Here is a 19339-nt window from a genome sequence, read left to right as displayed (position 1 = left end):
TAATACTTTTTAAAAACGGATCATTGGATCAGCGTTATCACGATGATTTCTAACTGATCCAATATCCTCTTTTTTTGCACACATCTTCTTCAAACTAAAAGTTTTTTATTGACCAGTAGACTGTGTTTGCCAAGTAGCATAGTTTGGATACGCTACTTCATAGATCATGTGCCCATCGTCGTCTGGTCCATATAATTTAGTGAACTGCGCTTCATTACGCTGATTATAGTCATCTAATGGACGCTTGGTTACGACATATTTGATGCCTAACTTTTCAGCATCATCAAAATTCAAAGTCACTGAGAACATGTCTGGACGATCTAGCTTGAAGGCTGTATCTTCTTTGGCAATAAAAGCTCTAGTATGGGCATAACGATTGTAGAAACGCTCATATTCCCCTTCTGGATCAATCAATTGCCATGCAGCTTTGTCTGGATAAAAGCGGACCGTATTGAATGCCTTTACCCCTAAAGCCGGTGTGAAATTATAGAGCTCATCTTCGGTTAACCATACTTGACCTGGATCCTGTTGATCGATTTTTTGGATTTCCTTGGCTAACGTTTTTTCAAAAATCGCACCTGTTCCTTGGACAACTGGATTCACAAAGAAACCAGAAGCAATGATCAATGCACTAAATGAAAGGTAGAAAAAGACGCGTTGTCGAAACAGTGCAAATGCTAAAAGGAGTGTTCCCAAAACAATCACACTGATTAACTCAAAGCCAGAGAAATAGCCTTCCATCTTGGAACCTTGTAACGCATAGTAATAGATACCTGCATTAGCAATCAATAAGACGAATTTATACCACGTTGGGATGACATCGTGTTTCCAAATGTACGCGATAAACCAAATCGATAATAGAAAGGCAGCAAAGCTGAAAGTTAAGATCGCACGAAATGGTGGGACAAATGATAACAAGGTCAATTGAGCCATCGTTCTAGGTAAGCCAATGGTGATCCAAAAAATCGCGAAGAGACAAAAGAGCATTAAGATCCGACCAATATTTTTTTGATCGTCGTCTTTTTTTCCAAACAAGACAAATGGACTTGCTAAAAAGACAGTTGGGAAGAAATGGTAAAATAGTGCTACTTCTGAATTATTTGAGAAACTGATATCCTCGAATGGGATTTTCCAGTTCGTTAAGAAATAGAAAAATTCACTAAATTTCCATTTACCACCTGTACTTACTCGATTCCCAGGATACAACGTATTCAAAGAGGCGAGTAACGCATCTTTAGAAATTGACCAAAAATGCCACATGACAATACCAATAAACAACAACGCAGCAGTAATCAATACAGCGTCAAACCAATCCCATTGTATTTTTTTGCGGTAATAGATCAGTAAACCGACAAAATAAAAAACTAATAGATAGGCGAGCATCACTTGATGGGCCGGATAGATAACTAAGATAAATCCGAGACCGAATATGACCACTAATAACATCATCAATGCACGCAGCCACTTTTTTTCATGTTGATAAAAATAATGATAAAAGGCGACCATTAAACCAATTGTAAAGAAAATCAAATCGCCAACGTGTTGCATAAACCACCATTGAACAGCTGGTGAGAAGGTCAATGCAAATGACCCAATCAACGAAAGTGGCTTGTTTCTTTTCGTTAAGATCATCAGGAGTTCAAATCCTAACAGGACCATGACTACCAGTTTCATTGCCCAATAAAAGGACAATCCTCGATCCCTTCCCAAAAAGAAGAATCCCCAGTTAAATGGTTTACCGATAACAGTGATATCTTTTACTGGTGAATTGTAGGCAATAATCATATTTTGACCATTCAACGAATAATCTTCGTTGATGACCGGATAACCCGATTCTGCTTGAGAGAAATAAAAAGGCGTTTGGACTAGCCATTCATCTGAACGAACTTCTCGATTTTGACCAAAAATAACATCCGTCTTTTTCCCGTCATCTCTTTGGGATACATAGTTATCCCAGCTACCGATCGAGCTACCATTCAAGTTGAAGGTCACAACGATAACGATCACCAATAAGCCAATCACATAACGTAATTTCAATAGGATATCTAAAAATAGATTCGTCTGTTCTGTCTCCGGTTCTCGTGATTTATCTCGCCTTGCACTTCTTGTTTGTTTTTCCATAAAATTCTCCAATTTCTTCGTTGTTTCTTTTTTCTAAGGAAAAACCTTATTTGTTTAATTTTTCAGAAGCTTGTAACATTTGTTCAAGTGCTTCTTGCCACGTTGGAATAACAAAACCAAGATCTTCCGTTTTCTTCAGGCTCATCACTGAATATTGTGGACGTGTTGCTTTTTGTGGATATTCGGCTGAAGTAACAGGAGCTACTTCTACTGCTGTATCTTTTAAGATTTCTTTTGCGAATTCATACCATGAACAACTATTCTCGTTTGATAGATGATAGACACCATATGGTACTTTTTCTTCGATTACATAAACCATAAATTCAGCCAATGTGCGTGTCCATGTCGGACGTCCAAATTGGTCATTGACCACTGTTAATCGATCGTGGGTTTGTGCCAAACGTTGCATCGTATAAACAAAGTTATGACCATATACACCAAATACCCATGACGTACGAATAATATAATAATCTTCTAAAATTTCCTGCACTGCTTGTTCGCCTAGTAGTTTTGTACGACCATATTCATTCAATGGATTCGTTGCATCATCTTCTAGATATTCTTCATCTTCTTTTTTACCATCAAAGACATAATCGGTACTGATATAAATCAATGTTGCATTCACTGCTTTCGCTGCCAATGCAACATTTCTCGTTCCGTCTACATTGATTTTTTCATCTAATTCTTTTCCTTCGTCTTCTGCTTTATCGACAGCAGTATAGGCTGCACAATGGAAGATGACTTCAGGCTTTAAGTCTGTGATATAAGCCATTGTTTTTTCTGCATCCGTGATATCCAGTTCTTGGGCGTCAGTCGAAACATAATCTAACCCTTTCTCATCTAATAAATGACGTAACTCGGTACCAAGTTGACCATTTCCACCTGTTAATAAAAACATAACGCAATCGCTCCTTGATTTATTTATTTTTAAACTTTTTTTTGTAAAAATATCATTAGCTATCATGTTGTCTTTAATGAACGCTTTATCTTTGAAGTTCGATTCATTCAACTGTTTGTTCGGAGTATTGGACAAAAATAACGGTCTCATTATTTCCCCTTATCCCCAAACAACGGCAGAACACTTATGTGCCAACCACGTTCTAAGAACCAAGCTTATTCTACCATATCGGTTCTCGCTTTTCGAGAGGATGAGCATCCATCCAGCGTTCTTAAAAAATTTTTCATGAAAAAAGGGGCAGCGTCAGTTAAACGCAGTGCCCCTTCAATGACTATTTAAAAAGAGGTTGAGTCTCTCAAGCTATCTATTCAAGCAAGAAAAACATCTGATAAGAGGAAGTCTCTGACTCTTATCTACGCAGCTTGTTCGAGGGAATTCGATTTCTCGCCTCTTATTGTCCATTTTTAGCGTAAGCTGCTTCAACTGCTTCTTTCTCTTTTTGCCACCATTCTTGGTTCTCTTCGTACCACTTGATAGTTTCTGCTAAACCATCACGGAAATTAGTGAACTCTGGTTGCCAACCAAGTTCTTGTCGAAGCTTGGTTGAGTCGATCGCATAACGCAAATCATGGCCAGCACGATCTTTGACATGTTCATAGGCATCTTTAGGCTGACCCATCATTTCTAAGATCATTTCCAATACGGTTTTGTTGTCTTCCTCGCCATCAGCGCCAATCAAATAGGTTTCCCCAATATTCCCTTTGGTTAGGATCAACCATACGGCAGAAGAGTGGTCATTCGTATGGATCCAATCACGAACATTTTTTCCTTCTCCGTATAACTTAGGTTGGATACCACTTAAAATATTGGTGATTTGACGTGGAATGAATTTTTCAATGTGTTGATAAGGTCCATAGTTATTGGAACAATTTGAGATTGTCGCCTTTAGTCCAAATGAACGAACCCAAGCTTTCACTAATAAATCAGAACCAGCTTTTGTTGAAGAATAGGGGCTGGACGGGTTGTAAGGTGTTTCCGCAGTGAACTTCTCACCTTCACCCTCTCCATGACCTGGTAAATCTTCACGTAATGGTAGGTCACCATAGACTTCATCCGTAGAAACATGATGATAACGAACATCGTACTTACGGCAAGCTTCTAGCAATGTATACGTACCAATGATGTTCGTGTGTACAAACGGAAACGGATCTTTAAGAGAATTATCATTATGTGATTCAGCAGCATAATGAACCACTGCATCTGCTTTTTCCACTAATCGATCGACTAATTCTGCATCTGCAATATCTCCGACAACTAGCTCCACACGATCAGTTGGCAATCCTGCTAGATTTTCTTTGTTTCCTGCATAAGTTAATTTATCTAAGACTGTCACATGTACTTCTGGGTGGTTTTGTACAACATAATGTACAAAATTTGATCCAATGAAGCCTGCTCCACCAGTAACAATGATATTTTTCATTTAATATTTCTCCTCATCAAATGTTAGATTTCACCATAAACAAATGGGTTTTCTGCTTCAAATTCTTTCAGTGTAGGATGATTATGATCTTTTTCAGACATGATCGCTTTTGAAAGATCGATTGGCCAATCAATCGCTAACTCTGGATCGTCAAATGCAATCCCACCGTCTGCTGCGGCATCATAATAATTATCGCATTTATAAAGGAAATTCACATTTGGTGTCAATGTCACGAACCCATGTGCGTATCCCTTGGGTACAAGTAATTGACGATGATTATGTTCAGATAAGATATAACTTTCCCACTGTCCATAGGTTGGACTACCTTTACGAATATCGACGATCACATCTAAGACTGCTCCTGAAGTGACACGGATCAATTTTGTTTGAGCGGATGCCCCTTTTTGAAAATGCAAACCACGAATCACTCCGGCTTCAGCAGATAGAGAGTGATTGTCTTGGACAAAATCAAAATCTAATCCATGTTCCGCAAATTTTGCTTTTGAATAGCTTTCTGTAAAGAAACCACGATGGTCCCCAAAAACATCCATTTCGATAATTTTAACATCTGTTAATTTAGTATCCGTCACTTTCATCACTAAAAACTCCTTATTCAGCAGCCAATCTTAATAAATATTGACCATATTGATTTTTTTTCAGTGGTTCTGCCAAAACAGCTAATTGTTGTTTGTCGATATAGCCCATTCGATAAGCCACCTCTTCTAAACAAGCAACTTTTAAGTTTTGACGCTTTTCAATCGTTTCAATAAATGTAGAGGCTTCAAGTAAAGATTCATGCGTGCCTGTATCTAACCAAGCAAAACCACGTCCCATAATCTCTACAGAAAGTTTTCCTCTTTCTAAATATGCTTTGTTGACGTCAGTGATCTCTAGTTCGCCACGCTCAGATGGTTTGATTTCTTTTGCAATTGAAATCACATCGTTGTCGTAGAAATAAAGTCCTGTGACAGCATAATTTGATTTTGGTTCTGTTGGTTTCTCTTCAATAGAGAGAGCTTGCATATTTTCATCAAATTCGACCACACCAAAACGTTCCGGATCATTAACATGATACCCGAAAACAGTCGCTCCACTTTCTCTAGAGGCAGCACGTTGCAACATTTTTGATAGTCCGCCACCATAGTAGATATTATCTCCTAAAACAAGACAAACACTATCATCGCCAATAAATTCTTCCCCAATGATAAAAGCTTGAGCTAGGCCATCGGGACTCTCTTGAACCGCATATTCAAGGTGAATACCTAGATCATGCCCATTTCCAAATAATTCTTTAAAGCGTGGGGTATCTTGAGGTGTTGAAATAATCAATATCTCCTTGATACCTGCCAACATCAAAATAGACATTGGATAATAGATCATTGGTTTATCGTAGACTGGCATCAACTGTTTCGAGGTTGCCTTTGTTAGTGGATACAAGCGTGTTCCGCTTCCTCCCGCAAGGATGATTCCTTTCATGAATATAAGCGCTCCTTTTTCTTTAAATTTTCACTTTCGTTATTATCTCATCAATCCTACTATTTGTCATGGATTTCTTGAGAATTTAACAATATCTTTTAGGGATATTTTTTCCATTTCCGCTGAATGAGTGCTTGGATCAAATGAATCCGCCAAGTGATTTTCTGGCGCCAACTACTCTTCGTTTCAATTTCACTTGCATTAAAATCGTGTCGCCGATAAAGAGTCAGCGGTTCTCGAATAAAGCCCGCATGATTCCCCGCCAGCAAACCGATCCACATATCATGCATCGGTACATTGTCAGGTATCGGTAAGATCGTCTCTTTTAATGAAGAGCGAAAAGCCATCCCTGCACCGATATAGTTACTACGAATCAAATTCGTCAACCAGCCTTCTTTGGATCTCCTAAAGGTAAAGTATGAGGAATGGATCTCATTCAACTGGCTATCTACGATCACTAAATCTGAAATAACTACTAGTTGTTTTGGATGAAGGCTAAAGTATTGTGTGATTTTCTCTACTTTCCCATCTAACCATACATCATCTTGATCTGCTAAAAATATCAGGTCTCCCTGAGCTTGTTCAATCGCAAAGCCAAAATTTTTGATCAAACCTTGTTTGGGACCTTCAAAAAGTTTGATACGTGGATCATTATGTGCATATTCTGTTAAGATCGACCAAGTATCATCGACTGAACCATCATCCGAAATAATCACTTCATCTTCTGGAGAAAGTTGCTTTAAGATACTATCCAATTGTTCTTTTAAATACGCGCCACCATTAAAGGTTGCTATACAAACCGATCGCATCATTTCACACCTTCCAATTATCAACAAACGAACGTAAAGTCATTCGCCAGATTTGACGATTCTTGACAGTCAAAAATTGCTTTGTCATTCTTAATACTAACTGCTTCCGATGTTGCATTAAATGCTGACGGTCGTATTCTTGGTAAAAGATCGACTCAGCAGCCAATATCGACTGATAGCGTGTTACGTTAACTTTTTTATAATCTAATACTGAGAGATCATGAGTCATGCTAGTGGCTAAAACTACAATTTCTTTGTTTAATTGTTTGATTTGCCAAAAAAGCCAATGATCTAAAAAATCGAGTGGGAACACTGTATTATAGCCATTGATCTCTCTTAAAAATGTGAGCGAGAATGCCGCGCCAGAATTGATTGCCATAATCCGTTGACGTGTTACTACTGGCTCTTCGATCACTTCGAAGTGGCGATTGATATAGTGGTCTGCCCACACCGGAGAGATTTGTTTTGTACCAGAAAATACTAAGGGGACCGCAGCTACTCGCTCCTTTGTCCAAGTGAGTTCGGCTACAGTTTCCAAATAATCAGTACCTAACTGAGTGTCCTGATCTAATGTTATAAGTGTCTGTACCGTATCTGAAATGTGGTCAATTGCATAATTGTAAGCAACCGCTAGGCCTGGATTTGCTGGATCATGATGATAATGGACGTTCTTTTCTGAATAAAGCACATCAGCATGTGCAACAGGACTATTATCAAAAATAACTAACTCCACTGTCCCAGCTTGGATAGCTGCTTTTAAATAATCGTAAGAAGGCGATTGGTTGATTTTTTGGTGATACAATACGATCACTACTGCTATTTCTGGTGTCATTAGAAGAAAGTCCACCCCCACTTATGGAAGAATTTCATCATTGAATTTAAAAATATTCGAAAAAGTTTGAAGTTACGATGCGCCCCTTTTCCATATAGATGGATGGCACTATAACGTGGCGTATAAAGGATCTTTTCGTTTGCTTTTTCAAAACTTAAACAAAGATCATTATCTTCAAAATACATAAAGTAGCGAGTATCAAACCCATTGATTGATTTAAATTTCGCAACATCTACTACCATAAAACTACCAGAAATCATGCGCACATAAGAATCACGATCCTCTGGCAAATCACGACATTCAAAGCGATTCAATCGCCGATCAAACATTTTTTTGACAAATTTGAAAGGAATGAAACGTAGTACATAGTCGAATAGAGCTAAACGCTGTCTAATCAAGTATTGAGTCGTCCCATCTTCATTCAAGATTTTAGGTGCCAACATCGCACATTCAGGATGCGTTTCTAAGAGCGCAACCAGGTCGATCACCGTCTGCTCATCTACTAAAATATCTGGATTAAAAATCACCGCATATTTTGCAGCGCTTTGGAGCAAGGTATGGTTATGACCAAATCCAAAGCCTCGGTTTTCATTATTGAAATAAATATTCATGAACGGATATTTTAAATATTCGCGTAATCGTTCTTGGTATTCAGGTGTCGAGTTATTATCAAAAATTTGAAATTCAATTGCCGGTTCTTCACCGATCGTCGCAATGATCGTATCTAATGTCTGGAATATTTTTTTACTATTTGCTGTCACAATGCTAATTAAAATCGGCTTTTTTTTATTGTTCTCCATTAAGGTCTTTTCCATTTCTTAAAGTATTTCTGCATCACTTGTGTACGGTATTCTTTATTCCCTAAAAACCGTAATGTTTTTAGAATGAATTGGTATTTTTCATTGATCAATCCGATCAATTCAAATAATAAAATAGCAGCAAATAGCATCACTAAGAACAAAGCAATCGTTCCAAGACTTCCCGTATAATTCATGATCATTGCAGTAAATGAAAACATCAAAGCGATGGAGTAGATCGTCAAAACAGCTCCTTTATGGGTAAAGCCTAAAGCGAGCAATCGATGATGCAAATGCTTCTTATCTGCCGTAGAAAATGATACTCGATTCGCTTTTCTACGAATGATTGCAAAAAAAGTATCTGTAACAGGTACCCCCATGATGATCAACAAAGAAATCGATGAAACGAAAGTAACATTCTTTAATCCTTGCAATGATAAAACCGCCATCATAAAGCCTAAGAAAAGTGCACCTGTATCCCCTAAATAAATTTTGGCAGGATAAAAATTGTAAGGAAAAAAGCCGATGATACTTGCGACTAAACAAAAAATAACTATAGGTATATAAACTGTTGAGGCATGTAAAAAAAAGTAACCAATAATACCAATGGTCATCAAGCCAATCAAAGATATCCCTGCTGCTAAGCCATCTAAACCATCAATCAAATTGACTGCATTAGTGATCCCAAAAATCCAAAAAATGGTGACAGGAAAACTAAGCCAACCTAATTGGATATATCCTAAGAACGGTAAGGTAAAAGAATCGATCCTGATATCAGCGACAAAATAGATGATCAAAGCCGCTAATAAAATACCAATACTTTTTTGCTTAGGTGAAAGTTCATATTTGTCATCAAGTAATCCGGTCAATACGATGACGGACGCAGCCAATAATATAGGTAGAATATAAAATTTAGGGATGATATCTTTGAATAAAAACAAACTAGATATCACGAAGGAAACAAAGATAGGTAAGCCACCAGCTGAAGGCATCGGCACTTTGTTTATTCGTCGTTCATTCGGTTTATCGACCATTCCAGTTTGAACTGAAATTATTTTAAAAATGGGGGTCAATATCAAAGACAATAAAATTGTCAAAAAAATCTTTATTACAATACTAAAAGAAACCAGCATACGGGCACCTACTTTATTTAAAGAGTCATTAATAATTATAAAACACTGTCGCTATTTTACAATAAGAACTCGTGTTTCTAATTCTTTTTTTGAGAAAATTTATTTTTTAGTTTACCAAGCCATGTTGATGTGATGCTTCTTCGTTCTTTTATTTCGTTTCCTGTTATGTACTCTTGCACAACAGCATTGATGATTCCACCAAGAATAATGATCGTCGCAGCAAAGTTTAACCAAAGCATCAAAACGATAAAACTTCCGATGATTTGATAACCGCTCACACGCGTTGCAAAATAACGAGCATAAATTCCAAAAACTTGTGACAACAACATCCAACCAGTCGTTGCAAATACAGCACCAGGAATCACTGCTTTAAATTTCAATTGCGCGTTTGGTACAATCCAATAAATCATAAACATGATCACAAATAAAGCCACCAAAGTAATCGGCCATTTCAATGTTTGGAATTGGTCAATAAAGTTTACAGGTATTTTAAAGATCGGTTGAATCGCCTCTAAAATCATTTGTCCTAATCCAAGCACTAAAGTGACACCACTAATCGCAATCATGAACAAGATGATAACTATTAAGGAAAAGAAACGGACAATGATGAAATTTTCTCTATTTTCAACTCCATACGCTTTATTCATGGCAATCTGTAATGCATTGATACTCTGACTAGCTGACCATAAAGCTGCAATAGCTGACAATGACAACAAACTACCAGAACTTTGTGTCAACAAATTTTTTACCGCCGGTCCAATAAACTGATAGATCGTTTCAGGAATCACTTGGCGAATATAAGTCAAGACAGTTTCTTGATCGATTTGCAGATACGGTAGAATATTTCCAAGCGCAATAATCAATGGAAACAAAGATAAGAGTAAATAATAAGCCACAACTACTGAAGTCGTTCCCATTTCAGAATCAACGATCCTCTTTTGCGTCGTCTCAATAAAACGCATTAAATTCTTATGTTGTTTTATTTTATTCAAAATATTCATAGTAATCTCCTGTTCAAGGTTGTGAGAAAAGCGCTTTGACCTGAGCAGTAAGATAGAAAATCAGAAAATAGCTCCCCATATTTTTTGATTTTTTAGCTTAATGTTGAAGGTCAGCTTTTCGAACACCGTTTATCTAGGTTGTAAAAAAAGCTAATAACACTGAGGAAAAGGGTGGCAAACCAGAAAATAATAGACATATTTTTCCAATTGCCACCCTACTATCTTAGTTACTAGCTTTCCTACAACTTTTATCCATTATTTGAAGAAGAAGGTCATCCACAACTTTCTCCATTTAATTAAACAGTTTGCAAACTGTTCGTTGAAAGAAGAACTTAATAAGTTCCTTCTTCACCTTGAGAAGTCAAGATTCTTGGACCATCTTTGGTGATAGCCAATGTGTGTTCATATTGGCAAGATAATCCACCATCTCTGGTATAAGCTGTCCAACCATTTGGGTCCATTTTCATTTTCCATGTTCCTGTATTGACCATTGGCTCGATCGTAATGACCATACCTTCTTTTAAACGTAATCCTTTACCTGGTTCACCATAGTGAGGAATAGTTGGTTCTTCATGGATCGTTGGTCCTACTCCATGTCCAACAAAGTCTCGTACGATTCCTAGATTTTCTCCTTCGACGTACGTTTGGATCGCATGACCAATATCCCCAATACGATTACCAACTTGCGCTTGCTCAATGCCGATATATAGTGCTTTTTTTGTCACTTCCATCAATCGATCAATTTCAGGTGTGGATTCACCCACCACATATGCCCAGCAAGAATCAGAGATTCCGCCTTTTAAGTCAATACACATATCCACTTTCACTAAGTCGCCACTTTTAAGTGGTTTTTTCCGAGGAAAACCATGACAGATCTCATCATTGATACTGATACACGTCGCATATTCATATCCTTCAAATCCAATTTGGGCAGCGACTCCGCCATGACTTTCGATATAATTACGTACAAATACTTCGATATCCCAACTAGTTACTCCTGGTTTAATGAAGTCTCGCAGATTTTTATGGACATCTGCTAATAATGCACCAGACTCTGCCATTGCTTCGATCTCACGTGCTGATTTTAATGTTATCATCTATTCTCGTCTCCTTTTTACAAATCCTTTTTATTTTAACATAGTAGGAAGTATTTAGCCAAATCCCATAGTACCTTTATAAATCTTGCTTCCTTTTTCTCAAACTTTTGGTATAATTGGTAGTTGTTGAAATGCTATTCATTAAAATTTAGGAGGCGCCTTATGGCTTTAGCAAAAATCGTTTATGCAAGTATGACTGGTAACACGGAAGAAATCGCCGATATTGTTGCAGAGGCTCTGGAAAATATGGATATCGATGTTGAAATCAATGAATGCACACAAGTAGATGCAGAAGACTTTCAAGAAGCAGATATTTGCGTAGTTGCTACTTATACATACGATGACGGTGATCTACCGGACGAAATCGTTGATTTTTATGAAGATTTACAAGAACTTGAATTACCTGGAAAAATCTACGGTGTGTGTGGCTCTGGAGATACTTTCTATGATGAGTTTTGTAAGTCAGTGGACGATTTTGATGCTGCCTTTGCAAAAACTGGTGCTGTTAAAGGTGCCGAAAGCGTGAAAGTTGATTTAAACGCTGAGGAAGAAGATATTGAAAATCTTGAAGCGTTCGCAAAATCTCTTGTATCCATGTTATCTTAATCACAAAAAGAAGGATGTGTTTACCACATCCTTCTTTTTATTTAGAAGCATTACGTTTTGTAAATCAAGGCATTACTATCAAATGGGGTCGATCAATTTTTCAAATAAGCAGATCAGTCTACTTCAATCGGATCTTTTAAGCTTAAAATGGCATTGATGCTATCTTGGATCATCTTCTCGATTTGTGTATCCGTCGGATGGATGATATTCGATGACATCAAAGCTGCGATACCTGTTGCAATGATCCAAGTCCCATTGTGAAGCGAGACTAGTTTATCATCTGACAAGTCCATGTATTTTGGATCTTCTTTCACTACGTCCATAAAGTAATTATAGGAGAAATTTTGCATCTCTCTTCCGCCGCCATACTCTTCCAAGTAAAGTGAGCTATATAATTTCTTTTCACGATTTGCGAAATGGATGTAATTCAACGCTAGATCGACAATCGTATTGCCGGTATGTTCTACAGGAAAGACTTCGTATTTTAGATAATCGTAGATTTGCTCAAATAGCGCGTGTTTCAAATCATCCATATTTTTAAACTCTAGATAGATTGGTTGAGTAGAACAGTTCATTTTATTTGCAATGTTTCTCGCAGTGAATTTTGAAAATCCTTCATTGGCAGCAACTTCATAGGCGGCTGCCAAAATCTGCTCCTTTGTTATCGTTTTTTTTCTTGCCATAATTTTCTAATCTCCTTGAAATTTTTTATAACGCTTCCACCATTGATTAATACTATTGTACCATTTTTTTTCAATAAGCAAAACTTGTTTTTTTATTTTTTACAAATTTTTCTGTCATTATACTCGGATATCAACGCTTTTTTGTGTTTTCTAATTAAAAACAAATGATTATTTTATCAGATGTTTATTTGTTTCACTTCTAATAAAATGTTATCATACAATGAGGAATTACAAAAAATACGATGAGGAGGAATTTAATTATGTTAGCTGATTTTAATGTTAATTTAAAAAAATACGCCCGTTTAATTGCAGAAACAGGGGTCAATGTATCGAAAGGGCACACAGTAGTCTTACAAATCAATGTAGAGCAAGCGGAATTAGCCCGATTGATCACGAAAGAGGCTTACCAATTAGGTGCAGATGAGGTGATCGTTCAATGGACAGATGATATCATTCAAAAAGAATTCTTGACTCACGCTGCAGATGATCGAATCTCTACAGTTCCACAATATAAAATCGATCAAGCAGATGATTGGATTGAAAAAGGTGCGAGCAGAATCAGCGTTGTTTCTTCTGATCCAGATGCATTCGCAGGAGTTGACAATGATCGTGTAGCCACTTATCAATCAGCAGTTGGAAAAGCATTGATGAATCTAAGAAAAGCGACACAATCAAATAAAGTAAGTTGGACAGTTGTCGCAGCTGCTGGGAAACAGTGGGCAGCAAAAGTATTCCCTGATCTACCAGGGGAAGAACAAGTCGACGCATTATGGGATGAGATTTTCAAAACGACTCGCATTTATGAATCTGATCCTGTAATTGCTTGGAAAAATCACGATGAAAAACTAGCGACAAAAGCAGAAGAATTGAACAAAGAACAATTTACAGCTTTACATTATACTGCCCCAGGGACAGATATCGTAATTGGCTTGCCGAAAAATCACTTGTGGGAAGGCGCTGGAAGCTATAATGCTCGTGATGAAAAATTCATGGCAAACATGCCAACAGAAGAAGTCTTCACCGCACCTGATAGTCATCGCGTGGATGGGTATATCTCAAGTACGAAACCTTTAAGTTATGCAGGAACGACCATTACTGGAATGAAATTTACATTTAAAGACGGTAAAGTCGTTGATTTTTCAGCGGAACAAGGACAAGAAGTCTTGGCAAAACTACTAGATACCGATGAAGGTGCACGTCGTTTAGGCGAAGTTGCTCTAGTTCCTGATCCTTCACCGATTTCACAATCTGGTATCATTTTCTATAACACATTATTCGACGAAAATGCTTCAAACCATTTAGCACTTGGTTCAGCCTATGCGTTTAGTGTGCAAGGTGGAACAGAAATGACCGATGAAGAATTGGCAGCTGCAGGCTTGAATCGAAGCCAGACGCATGTGGATTTCATGGTTGGTTCAGATAAAATGGATATTGATGGTATCCGCGAAGATGGCTCACGCGTGCCGATCTTCAGAAATGGCGACTGGGCGTAATAATAAAACAAAAAAAGATCTGGAAATCCCAGAACTTTTTTTGTTTTTCCATAGATATGTTTATAATAAATCTTCTTTTTTAGTAAACGTAAATTTGCGACTTTCTTTTTCTACAGGTTTTTCTTCTTCGTGTTTTTGGATTGCCTCTTTCGTAATTTCTTCACGTTCTCTTTTTGCTTCATCTAAACGTTCTGCAATTACTTCTTCTTTTGGCTTATCAGACATAATCAAAACCCCCTTTATCACCCTCATTCTACCACTCAGGATTCCTTTATTGGAAACGTTTTGCTCTAAAAATCAGCTTGCATGTATGCCTTCAAAGCGCTAAAATAATAGTATTGATGCTTGTTCCTGTAGCTCAGTAGGATAGAGCGATCGCCTCCTAAGCGATAGGTCGCTGGTTCGATTCCAGTCAGGAACGTCTTAAACTTATCATGAGTTTGTGATAGTGATGTTCAGCTCCGAGAAATAAGCCCGCTCCCCAGAAATTTGTTCTTGTATTTTGGGGGACGGGCTTATTTCTTATGGACACTGTTTATTCAGTTTTAATAATCATGAGATCCCTCAAGTCACAATCCCCTATTATATTTCTGCTTTTTAAAAAATAGCGACAAAAATAAAATTCCATTTTTTACTTATTACCAAATACATTATGTGAAGTCATTTTATTCGATAATGAGGTAGCATCCATTTTTTGCTATTGGAATAAACTTTATTGATGTTTCCACCTTTTTAAATCTGGGAAAAATTGATGCATGAATTCACGTGCTTCTTCCTTTGTCTTGCCTTGTTCTTTCAGCATGCCTGATTCATTCATGTGCTGGACACTCTCTTCAATCATTTCATCCATTGTACAATCAGTTAAAAATGCGCCATCTTTGTAGCAGTAAATGCAATATTCTTCACTCTTGCTATTGTTTTTGTTTGTCCCTAAAATCTCAACTGAATCAAGTGGCATTCCACAACTTTGACAATTCGTCATTGCTTCCATTTCTATGTTCCTCCTATCATCTGATTGTCTTTACTCAGAAATAATCATTGAGAATTGGTTGTTGATTAGGCAGTGATTGACTAAGTTCAGCCACCAATGCGCCTTCTACTTTGATTTTTTCATGGAAATCAAGCTCTTCAACTGTTTGATATCCTAACAATAATTGTGTCAAGCTTTGAATCGTTCCACTGACCACAGGTAATTCTGTCTGTTGGACTTTCTTTACTTCAAGTACTCCATTGACATAAGAAATATCAAAAAATCCTTCGTTCCATTTTGCATACGGATCTTCTGTCACATGGATAGAAAAGTTGATTGCATGTCGGAATGGATAAGTCTGCATAAATTTCTCAACATCTACGATTCTCCCCATCATATAAGGCGTGATCGTGGTTTTAGCAAATGGATTATCCAATAAATAATTTTTACTGTAGCCAGAAAAACCACATGTATACTCAAACGAATCAAATGCGCCACTATGCGAACCAATGAAACGCATCAATCCTTTCAATGCTTCATGATTCAGATAACCCATTTCGACGATGATAAATGTAGGGGCGGCTAATTTATAAACGACATATCCTGTAGCATTCCCCTCACGGTCGTAATACAGTGCATATTGATTCTCTTTTCGTTGTTTAAACTTGTAGGAATACCACCATTCTTCTCGGACCAAACCGCCTCGCGTACTCTCCGGCATATTTGTATAAATGGATCGTATGGCATCCACTGATTCTTCAAAACTTGTCCGTTTCATATAACCAGTTGTTTTCTTTACAGCTGGCATATCACGGCTCGCCAACTCATAGCTGATTCGATCAAATAATTGTTCGTAGCCATAGCGACGATAAAAAGGATAAGAAAATGGTGCTAGATAAGACAGCGTGACATTTCTTTCTCGACAGTCTTCAAGGATTTTTTCCATGATCCGATTGATACCGCCCTGTCCTCGCGCTTCAGGATAGGAAGCAACGTATCCAATCCCAGCCATCAAGTAATTTTTTCCATAGAAATCCACTGAAAAAGGTGTGGCCATTACTTGACTTGTCAAATGGCCCTCTGGATCTAAAAAGCCGTAGTTCCATGAATTCTCAACAATCATTTTAAATCGTTCACGTCGTTCGTCTGTATCTTGTGAATTAAAAGCATAGGTTGCTAAAGCGTACATTTCTTCTAGCGCTTGGTTCCCTAATTCTTTTATAACATTCGTCATACTTTCCCTTCTCCCTTTAAATATCTATACCAATTGTACTATTATTTTCTTTATAATAGCAAGCGGACCTTCATTACTTTCACAAAGTAGTATCTCTCAAAAAATGATTTACAAAAAATAGCGCTAAAAAGCCAAAATAGAACAAACGATTTTGGTTTTTAGCGCTTCATTTTTTTGATCCAAACGTTGTTTCCACAACTTATTCTTATTTTGATCATTAGTTATCCTCTTGGATGGACGATTTGATTTACCATCCTCTTTTAATAGGATTCTTCAATCATCCCTAGCATCTTTTTAAAACGTCTCTTTTTAAAATACATCAACATCGTTCCTAAGATCATATCATTCATTTTCTGCAACATACCGTGTGATTCCATTTGTTCTGTATAGTGGACTTCACACGATTTTTCATCAATTGGTTTGATTTGATAATGAACGACAAAATCATTTTTAGTCGTTGAGGTACGAAATTTATAAGATTGGTTATCAATGACTTCCTCAATGATAATGCGTGCACGATTATTTTGAGAGAATTGTTTGACGTATTCAAGATTCTTTAATTGTTTGCGTGTCACTGATTTCCCAGTGGCTTTGCGGACATCAAAAAGAACAGAATCCATCACTTTATCATAGAAAAACGATGCCGGAATGTTTAGTGTTTTAATTATTTCCATTAGTTCTTTTTCTCCTTTGCTTCTTCTTTTTTCTTACCTTTTAAAAAGAAGTAAATCCCTAGTCCTGCAAAAAACAACCCAGTGACCATACTATAAATGTCATATTGTTGTGTTCCCGGATTTAAACTATATAGTATGATCAGTGAACCAATACTACACAAAAACAATCCATTTTTTATCATTTGAACCACCCTTATCTTGTTTCTTAGACTGCTGCTGCTTGGAAATATAATACCGTGCCCCATGGTTGAGCTTTGATCAATTCTTTTGCTGTTTTGGCAGCTGCTTCTTTATCTTCTGCACTTGTTTCAAAGAATAATTTGATTCCTTGTTTTTCTTTGAATGTAAAGGTCATGCCTTCTTCGTTGTATCCTTCTAATAATTCTTTGATTGCATCTTGTTGCATAGCACTAGCGATTGAAATCATTTGTTCTCCTCTTTTCTTTTTTTATTGATTACTTTTAGTTTCACTCGAATGAAGCGAGGGCTAGGGATTTGACGGATCGTCATCGCCCATAGCCCCTACTTCAACTGATTATTTAGGTTCTCCTGCTGCTGGATCCATTTTATTTGCTGACATCACAAATGGTGCCCAGATCAGGAAGGTCACAACCATACATACTAATGTGACAATCGGCGCCCGCCAGTCTGCCCCTGTTGCAAGGAACGATAGCAAGAACGGTGGGACGACCCAAGTCACTTGTTGGGATACCGGTGCGACTAATCCTAGATAAGTAGCTACCCAACCAATTGTTGTTGCAACAACCGGCGCAACCAAGAATGGGATAAACATGATCGCATTCAAGACGATTGGTAAACCAAACATCACTGGTTCATTGATATTGAAGATACCAGGTCCAATCGAAAGTTTTGCTACAGTCAAGTAGTCTGCACGTTTTGATAATAGTAAGATAGCGATCAATAGAACGATTGTTCCACCTGATCCACCAAACCATGCAAACGCATCAAATGAGCCACGTACCCACATGTAAGCTTTACCATCTTCAATCGCATCTAATACTGCAGGTGTTCCTGTTTTGCCATTGTAACCTTTTTGGAAGATATCGATGTTGATCAATTGTGCTTGACCCCAAATACCTTCTAATACTGGTGCTAATACGTTCGGACCATGGATACCAAAGAACCAGAAAATCTGAACGAAGATCGTAACGATTAATACAGCACCAATACCTTGTGATAAGCCTAAGAAAGGTTCTGCAATATATTTTTGTACTAAATCAATGATCAGTTGACCATCTGCCACACGTCCAACAACATAATTAATGATAGCGATGACATATAATGAAATCGTTGCTGGTAGGATTGCTGCAAATGCTTTAGAAACTGCGGGTGGTACTGAGTCAGGCATTTTGATCGTGATATTAGCAAGCATCAATTTACAGAAAATGATAACAGAGATTGCACCCATGATCATTACTGTAAAGTAGGCGTTACCATTTAAATGATCTAATTTCAACCATCCCCACAAACCAACTGATAGAGTGCCATCAGCAATCGTTGCCCCAATTTCCGAGCCATTAATCGCATCTGCCACATTTTGTGGAACATTGACATTCAATGCAGCTGATAATGACGGGCCAAAAGCGATTCCTTGGATCAGTGTTGCTAAACCAACGATCCCTCCTGCTAAATCATTCACGCCATATGCACGGGCTAAATTATATCCCCATGAAAAGGCAAAGATCAGTCCGGCGATCGCTAAGGTACCATTCCAAACGAACCCATTGATGCCGATGATCACATTCAATACAGCAAAAAAACCTTTGTCTGCTGCTAAGCTGTCAGCATACGTACTAATAAATTGCTGTGGTAAATCACGAATAATTGCGTTGATCATTACAGCTACTGATCCAGCCATTGTTGCAGGCATCGTACCGATAAAAGCGTCACGCAATGCCACTAAGTGCTTTTGCGCCCCGATTCTTCCGGCAACTGGAAGGATGTATTTTTCCATCCAACTTGTTAATCCATTCATTATTACTTCCTCCTATAAGTTTTTTATATAAAGAATAAC

Annotated in this window: 21 protein-coding genes and 1 tRNA gene; 3 read left to right on the top strand and 19 right to left on the bottom strand. The window is 37.6% G+C overall.

What is annotated here, in order from left to right; translation table 11 throughout:
• Nucleotides 1-105: 105 nt before the first annotated feature.
• From ACH0AK_RS08825 to map, 11 genes are all read right to left on the bottom strand, one after another.
• Nucleotides 106-2121 carry a DUF7657 domain-containing protein gene (locus ACH0AK_RS08825; protein ID WP_023519367.1) on the bottom strand — a complete coding sequence of 672 codons (2016 nt, stop codon included), beginning with the start codon at nucleotides 2119-2121 and terminating at the stop codon, nucleotides 106-108.
• 46 nt (nucleotides 2122-2167) lie between these two features.
• Nucleotides 2168-3019, bottom strand: a complete 852-nt coding sequence (gene rfbD / locus ACH0AK_RS08820) for a dTDP-4-dehydrorhamnose reductase (protein WP_023519366.1) — start codon at nucleotides 3017-3019, stop codon at nucleotides 2168-2170.
• Between the two features lie 451 nt (nucleotides 3020-3470).
• The gene (gene rfbB / locus ACH0AK_RS08815; protein WP_010735943.1) at nucleotides 3471-4499 is read right to left on the bottom strand and encodes a dTDP-glucose 4,6-dehydratase; all 1029 of its coding nucleotides are present in this window, start codon (nucleotides 4497-4499) and stop codon (nucleotides 3471-3473) included.
• A gap of 23 nt (nucleotides 4500-4522) precedes the next feature.
• Nucleotides 4523-5095, bottom strand: coding sequence for a dTDP-4-dehydrorhamnose 3,5-epimerase (gene rfbC, locus ACH0AK_RS08810; protein WP_010735944.1), 573 nt, complete (start codon nucleotides 5093-5095; stop codon nucleotides 4523-4525).
• Nucleotides 5096-5108: 13 nt separating this feature from the next.
• Nucleotides 5109-5975, bottom strand: coding sequence for a glucose-1-phosphate thymidylyltransferase RfbA (gene rfbA / locus ACH0AK_RS08805; RefSeq protein WP_010735945.1), 867 nt, complete (start codon nucleotides 5973-5975; stop codon nucleotides 5109-5111).
• Nucleotides 5976-6073: 98 nt separating this feature from the next.
• Entirely contained in the window at nucleotides 6074-6784 is a 711-nt protein-coding gene (locus ACH0AK_RS08800) for a glycosyltransferase family 2 protein (RefSeq protein ID WP_023519364.1), read from the bottom strand.
• Between the two features lie 4 nt (nucleotides 6785-6788).
• Nucleotides 6789-7616: a glycosyltransferase gene (locus ACH0AK_RS08795; protein WP_023519363.1), complete on the bottom strand. Its 828-nt coding sequence runs from the start codon at nucleotides 7614-7616 to the stop codon at nucleotides 6789-6791.
• Nucleotides 7616-8416 (bottom strand): glycosyltransferase, encoded by an 801-nt coding sequence (locus tag ACH0AK_RS08790; RefSeq protein ID WP_010735948.1) that lies wholly within the window; start codon nucleotides 8414-8416, stop codon nucleotides 7616-7618. Before ACH0AK_RS08790 ends, ACH0AK_RS08795 begins: the two co-directional genes overlap by 1 nt.
• Entirely contained in the window at nucleotides 8416-9546 is a 1131-nt protein-coding gene (locus ACH0AK_RS08785; RefSeq protein ID WP_010735949.1) for an MraY family glycosyltransferase, read from the bottom strand. The genes ACH0AK_RS08790 and ACH0AK_RS08785 overlap by 1 nt, the downstream gene beginning before the upstream one ends.
• Nucleotides 9547-9623: 77 nt before the next feature.
• On the bottom strand, nucleotides 9624-10547 hold the full coding sequence (locus ACH0AK_RS08780) for a YihY/virulence factor BrkB family protein (protein ID WP_010735950.1): 924 nt from the start codon (nucleotides 10545-10547) through the stop codon (nucleotides 9624-9626).
• A gap of 332 nt (nucleotides 10548-10879) precedes the next feature.
• Nucleotides 10880-11644 (bottom strand): type I methionyl aminopeptidase, encoded by a 765-nt coding sequence (gene map / locus ACH0AK_RS08775; RefSeq protein WP_019722607.1) that lies wholly within the window; start codon nucleotides 11642-11644, stop codon nucleotides 10880-10882.
• 162 nt (nucleotides 11645-11806) lie between these two features.
• Here map and ACH0AK_RS08770 point away from each other — a divergent pair, with 162 nt between their 5' ends.
• Nucleotides 11807-12250 (top strand): flavodoxin, encoded by a 444-nt coding sequence (locus ACH0AK_RS08770; protein WP_010735952.1) that lies wholly within the window; start codon nucleotides 11807-11809, stop codon nucleotides 12248-12250.
• A 113-nt stretch (nucleotides 12251-12363) separates the two neighbouring features.
• On the opposite strand, the gene ACH0AK_RS08765 is transcribed toward ACH0AK_RS08770, so the two are convergent.
• Nucleotides 12364-12933: a TetR/AcrR family transcriptional regulator gene (locus tag ACH0AK_RS08765; RefSeq protein ID WP_010735953.1), complete on the bottom strand. Its 570-nt coding sequence runs from the start codon at nucleotides 12931-12933 to the stop codon at nucleotides 12364-12366.
• A 260-nt stretch (nucleotides 12934-13193) separates the two neighbouring features.
• Here ACH0AK_RS08765 and ACH0AK_RS08760 point away from each other — a divergent pair, with 260 nt between their 5' ends.
• Entirely contained in the window at nucleotides 13194-14426 is a 1233-nt protein-coding gene (locus ACH0AK_RS08760; RefSeq protein ID WP_023519362.1) for an aminopeptidase, read from the top strand.
• A gap of 60 nt (nucleotides 14427-14486) precedes the next feature.
• Here the strand turns inward: ACH0AK_RS08760 and ACH0AK_RS08755 are convergent, their stop codons facing one another.
• Nucleotides 14487-14651 carry a hypothetical protein gene (locus tag ACH0AK_RS08755; protein WP_010735955.1) on the bottom strand — a complete coding sequence of 55 codons (165 nt, stop codon included), beginning with the start codon at nucleotides 14649-14651 and terminating at the stop codon, nucleotides 14487-14489.
• A gap of 122 nt (nucleotides 14652-14773) precedes the next feature.
• Here ACH0AK_RS08755 and ACH0AK_RS08750 point away from each other — a divergent pair.
• Nucleotides 14774-14847, top strand: a tRNA-Arg gene (locus ACH0AK_RS08750).
• Nucleotides 14848-15138: 291 nt separating this feature from the next.
• Here ACH0AK_RS08750 and ACH0AK_RS08745 read toward each other — a convergent pair.
• The 6 genes from ACH0AK_RS08745 to ACH0AK_RS08720 all read right to left on the bottom strand — a co-directional run bounded on the left by ACH0AK_RS08745 (nucleotide 15139) and on the right by ACH0AK_RS08720 (nucleotide 19300).
• Nucleotides 15139-15417 carry a zinc ribbon domain-containing protein gene (locus ACH0AK_RS08745; protein ID WP_096081434.1) on the bottom strand — a complete coding sequence of 93 codons (279 nt, stop codon included), beginning with the start codon at nucleotides 15415-15417 and terminating at the stop codon, nucleotides 15139-15141.
• Nucleotides 15418-15451: 34 nt separating this feature from the next.
• Nucleotides 15452-16630: a GNAT family N-acetyltransferase gene (locus ACH0AK_RS08740; RefSeq protein WP_023519360.1), complete on the bottom strand. Its 1179-nt coding sequence runs from the start codon at nucleotides 16628-16630 to the stop codon at nucleotides 15452-15454.
• Nucleotides 16631-16890: 260 nt separating this feature from the next.
• Complete coding sequence (locus ACH0AK_RS08735; RefSeq protein WP_010735958.1) at nucleotides 16891-17304, bottom strand: DUF3284 domain-containing protein; 414 nt, start codon at nucleotides 17302-17304, stop codon at nucleotides 16891-16893.
• A complete protein-coding gene (locus ACH0AK_RS08730; RefSeq protein ID WP_010735959.1) occupies nucleotides 17304-17486 on the bottom strand; it encodes a DUF3188 domain-containing protein in 183 nt (60 codons plus the stop codon). The genes ACH0AK_RS08735 and ACH0AK_RS08730 overlap by 1 nt, the downstream gene beginning before the upstream one ends.
• A gap of 23 nt (nucleotides 17487-17509) precedes the next feature.
• The gene (locus ACH0AK_RS08725; protein WP_010735960.1) at nucleotides 17510-17731 is read right to left on the bottom strand and encodes a hypothetical protein; all 222 of its coding nucleotides are present in this window, start codon (nucleotides 17729-17731) and stop codon (nucleotides 17510-17512) included.
• 108 nt (nucleotides 17732-17839) lie between these two features.
• Entirely contained in the window at nucleotides 17840-19300 is a 1461-nt protein-coding gene (locus ACH0AK_RS08720; RefSeq protein ID WP_010735961.1) for a PTS sugar transporter subunit IIC, read from the bottom strand.
• Nucleotides 19301-19339 lie beyond the last annotated feature (39 nt).

It is taken from the genome of Enterococcus pernyi (assembly GCF_045371165.1).
Taxonomy (GTDB): Bacteria; Bacillota; Bacilli; order Lactobacillales; family Enterococcaceae; genus Enterococcus_B; species Enterococcus_B pernyi.
Note: the sequence above shows the minus strand (reverse complement) of the source record. Positions and strands in the feature narration are given on the sequence as shown.

What these genes read in the sequence shown, in the direction of transcription:
- ACH0AK_RS08825 (WP_023519367.1), bottom strand. Translation starts at nt 2,121, where the DNA reads ATGGAAAAACAAACAAGAAGTGCAAGGCGAGATAAATCACGAGAACCG.
- rfbD (WP_023519366.1), bottom strand. Translation starts at nt 3,019, where the DNA reads ATGTTTTTATTAACAGGTGGAAATGGTCAACTTGGTACCGAGTTACGT.
- rfbB (WP_010735943.1), bottom strand. Translation starts at nt 4,499, where the DNA reads ATGAAAAATATCATTGTTACTGGTGGAGCAGGCTTCATTGGATCAAAT.
- rfbC (WP_010735944.1), bottom strand. Translation starts at nt 5,095, where the DNA reads ATGAAAGTGACGGATACTAAATTAACAGATGTTAAAATTATCGAAATG.
- rfbA (WP_010735945.1), bottom strand. Translation starts at nt 5,975, where the DNA reads ATGAAAGGAATCATCCTTGCGGGAGGAAGCGGAACACGCTTGTATCCA.
- ACH0AK_RS08800 (WP_023519364.1), bottom strand. Translation starts at nt 6,784, where the DNA reads ATGCGATCGGTTTGTATAGCAACCTTTAATGGTGGCGCGTATTTAAAA.
- ACH0AK_RS08795 (WP_023519363.1), bottom strand. Translation starts at nt 7,616, where the DNA reads ATGACACCAGAAATAGCAGTAGTGATCGTATTGTATCACCAAAAAATC.
- ACH0AK_RS08790 (WP_010735948.1), bottom strand. Translation starts at nt 8,416, where the DNA reads ATGGAGAACAATAAAAAAAAGCCGATTTTAATTAGCATTGTGACAGCA.
- ACH0AK_RS08785 (WP_010735949.1), bottom strand. Translation starts at nt 9,546, where the DNA reads ATGCTGGTTTCTTTTAGTATTGTAATAAAGATTTTTTTGACAATTTTA.
- ACH0AK_RS08780 (WP_010735950.1), bottom strand. Translation starts at nt 10,547, where the DNA reads ATGAATATTTTGAATAAAATAAAACAACATAAGAATTTAATGCGTTTT.
- map (WP_019722607.1), bottom strand. Translation starts at nt 11,644, where the DNA reads ATGATAACATTAAAATCAGCACGTGAGATCGAAGCAATGGCAGAGTCT.
- ACH0AK_RS08770 (WP_010735952.1), top strand. Translation starts at nt 11,807, where the DNA reads ATGGCTTTAGCAAAAATCGTTTATGCAAGTATGACTGGTAACACGGAA.
- ACH0AK_RS08765 (WP_010735953.1), bottom strand. Translation starts at nt 12,933, where the DNA reads ATGGCAAGAAAAAAAACGATAACAAAGGAGCAGATTTTGGCAGCCGCC.
- ACH0AK_RS08760 (WP_023519362.1), top strand. Translation starts at nt 13,194, where the DNA reads ATGTTAGCTGATTTTAATGTTAATTTAAAAAAATACGCCCGTTTAATT.
- ACH0AK_RS08755 (WP_010735955.1), bottom strand. Translation starts at nt 14,651, where the DNA reads ATGTCTGATAAGCCAAAAGAAGAAGTAATTGCAGAACGTTTAGATGAA.
- ACH0AK_RS08745 (WP_096081434.1), bottom strand. Translation starts at nt 15,417, where the DNA reads ATGGAAGCAATGACGAATTGTCAAAGTTGTGGAATGCCACTTGATTCA.
- ACH0AK_RS08740 (WP_023519360.1), bottom strand. Translation starts at nt 16,630, where the DNA reads ATGACGAATGTTATAAAAGAATTAGGGAACCAAGCGCTAGAAGAAATG.
- ACH0AK_RS08735 (WP_010735958.1), bottom strand. Translation starts at nt 17,304, where the DNA reads ATGGAAATAATTAAAACACTAAACATTCCGGCATCGTTTTTCTATGAT.
- ACH0AK_RS08730 (WP_010735959.1), bottom strand. Translation starts at nt 17,486, where the DNA reads ATGATAAAAAATGGATTGTTTTTGTGTAGTATTGGTTCACTGATCATA.
- ACH0AK_RS08725 (WP_010735960.1), bottom strand. Translation starts at nt 17,731, where the DNA reads ATGATTTCAATCGCTAGTGCTATGCAACAAGATGCAATCAAAGAATTA.
- ACH0AK_RS08720 (WP_010735961.1), bottom strand. Translation starts at nt 19,300, where the DNA reads ATGAATGGATTAACAAGTTGGATGGAAAAATACATCCTTCCAGTTGCC.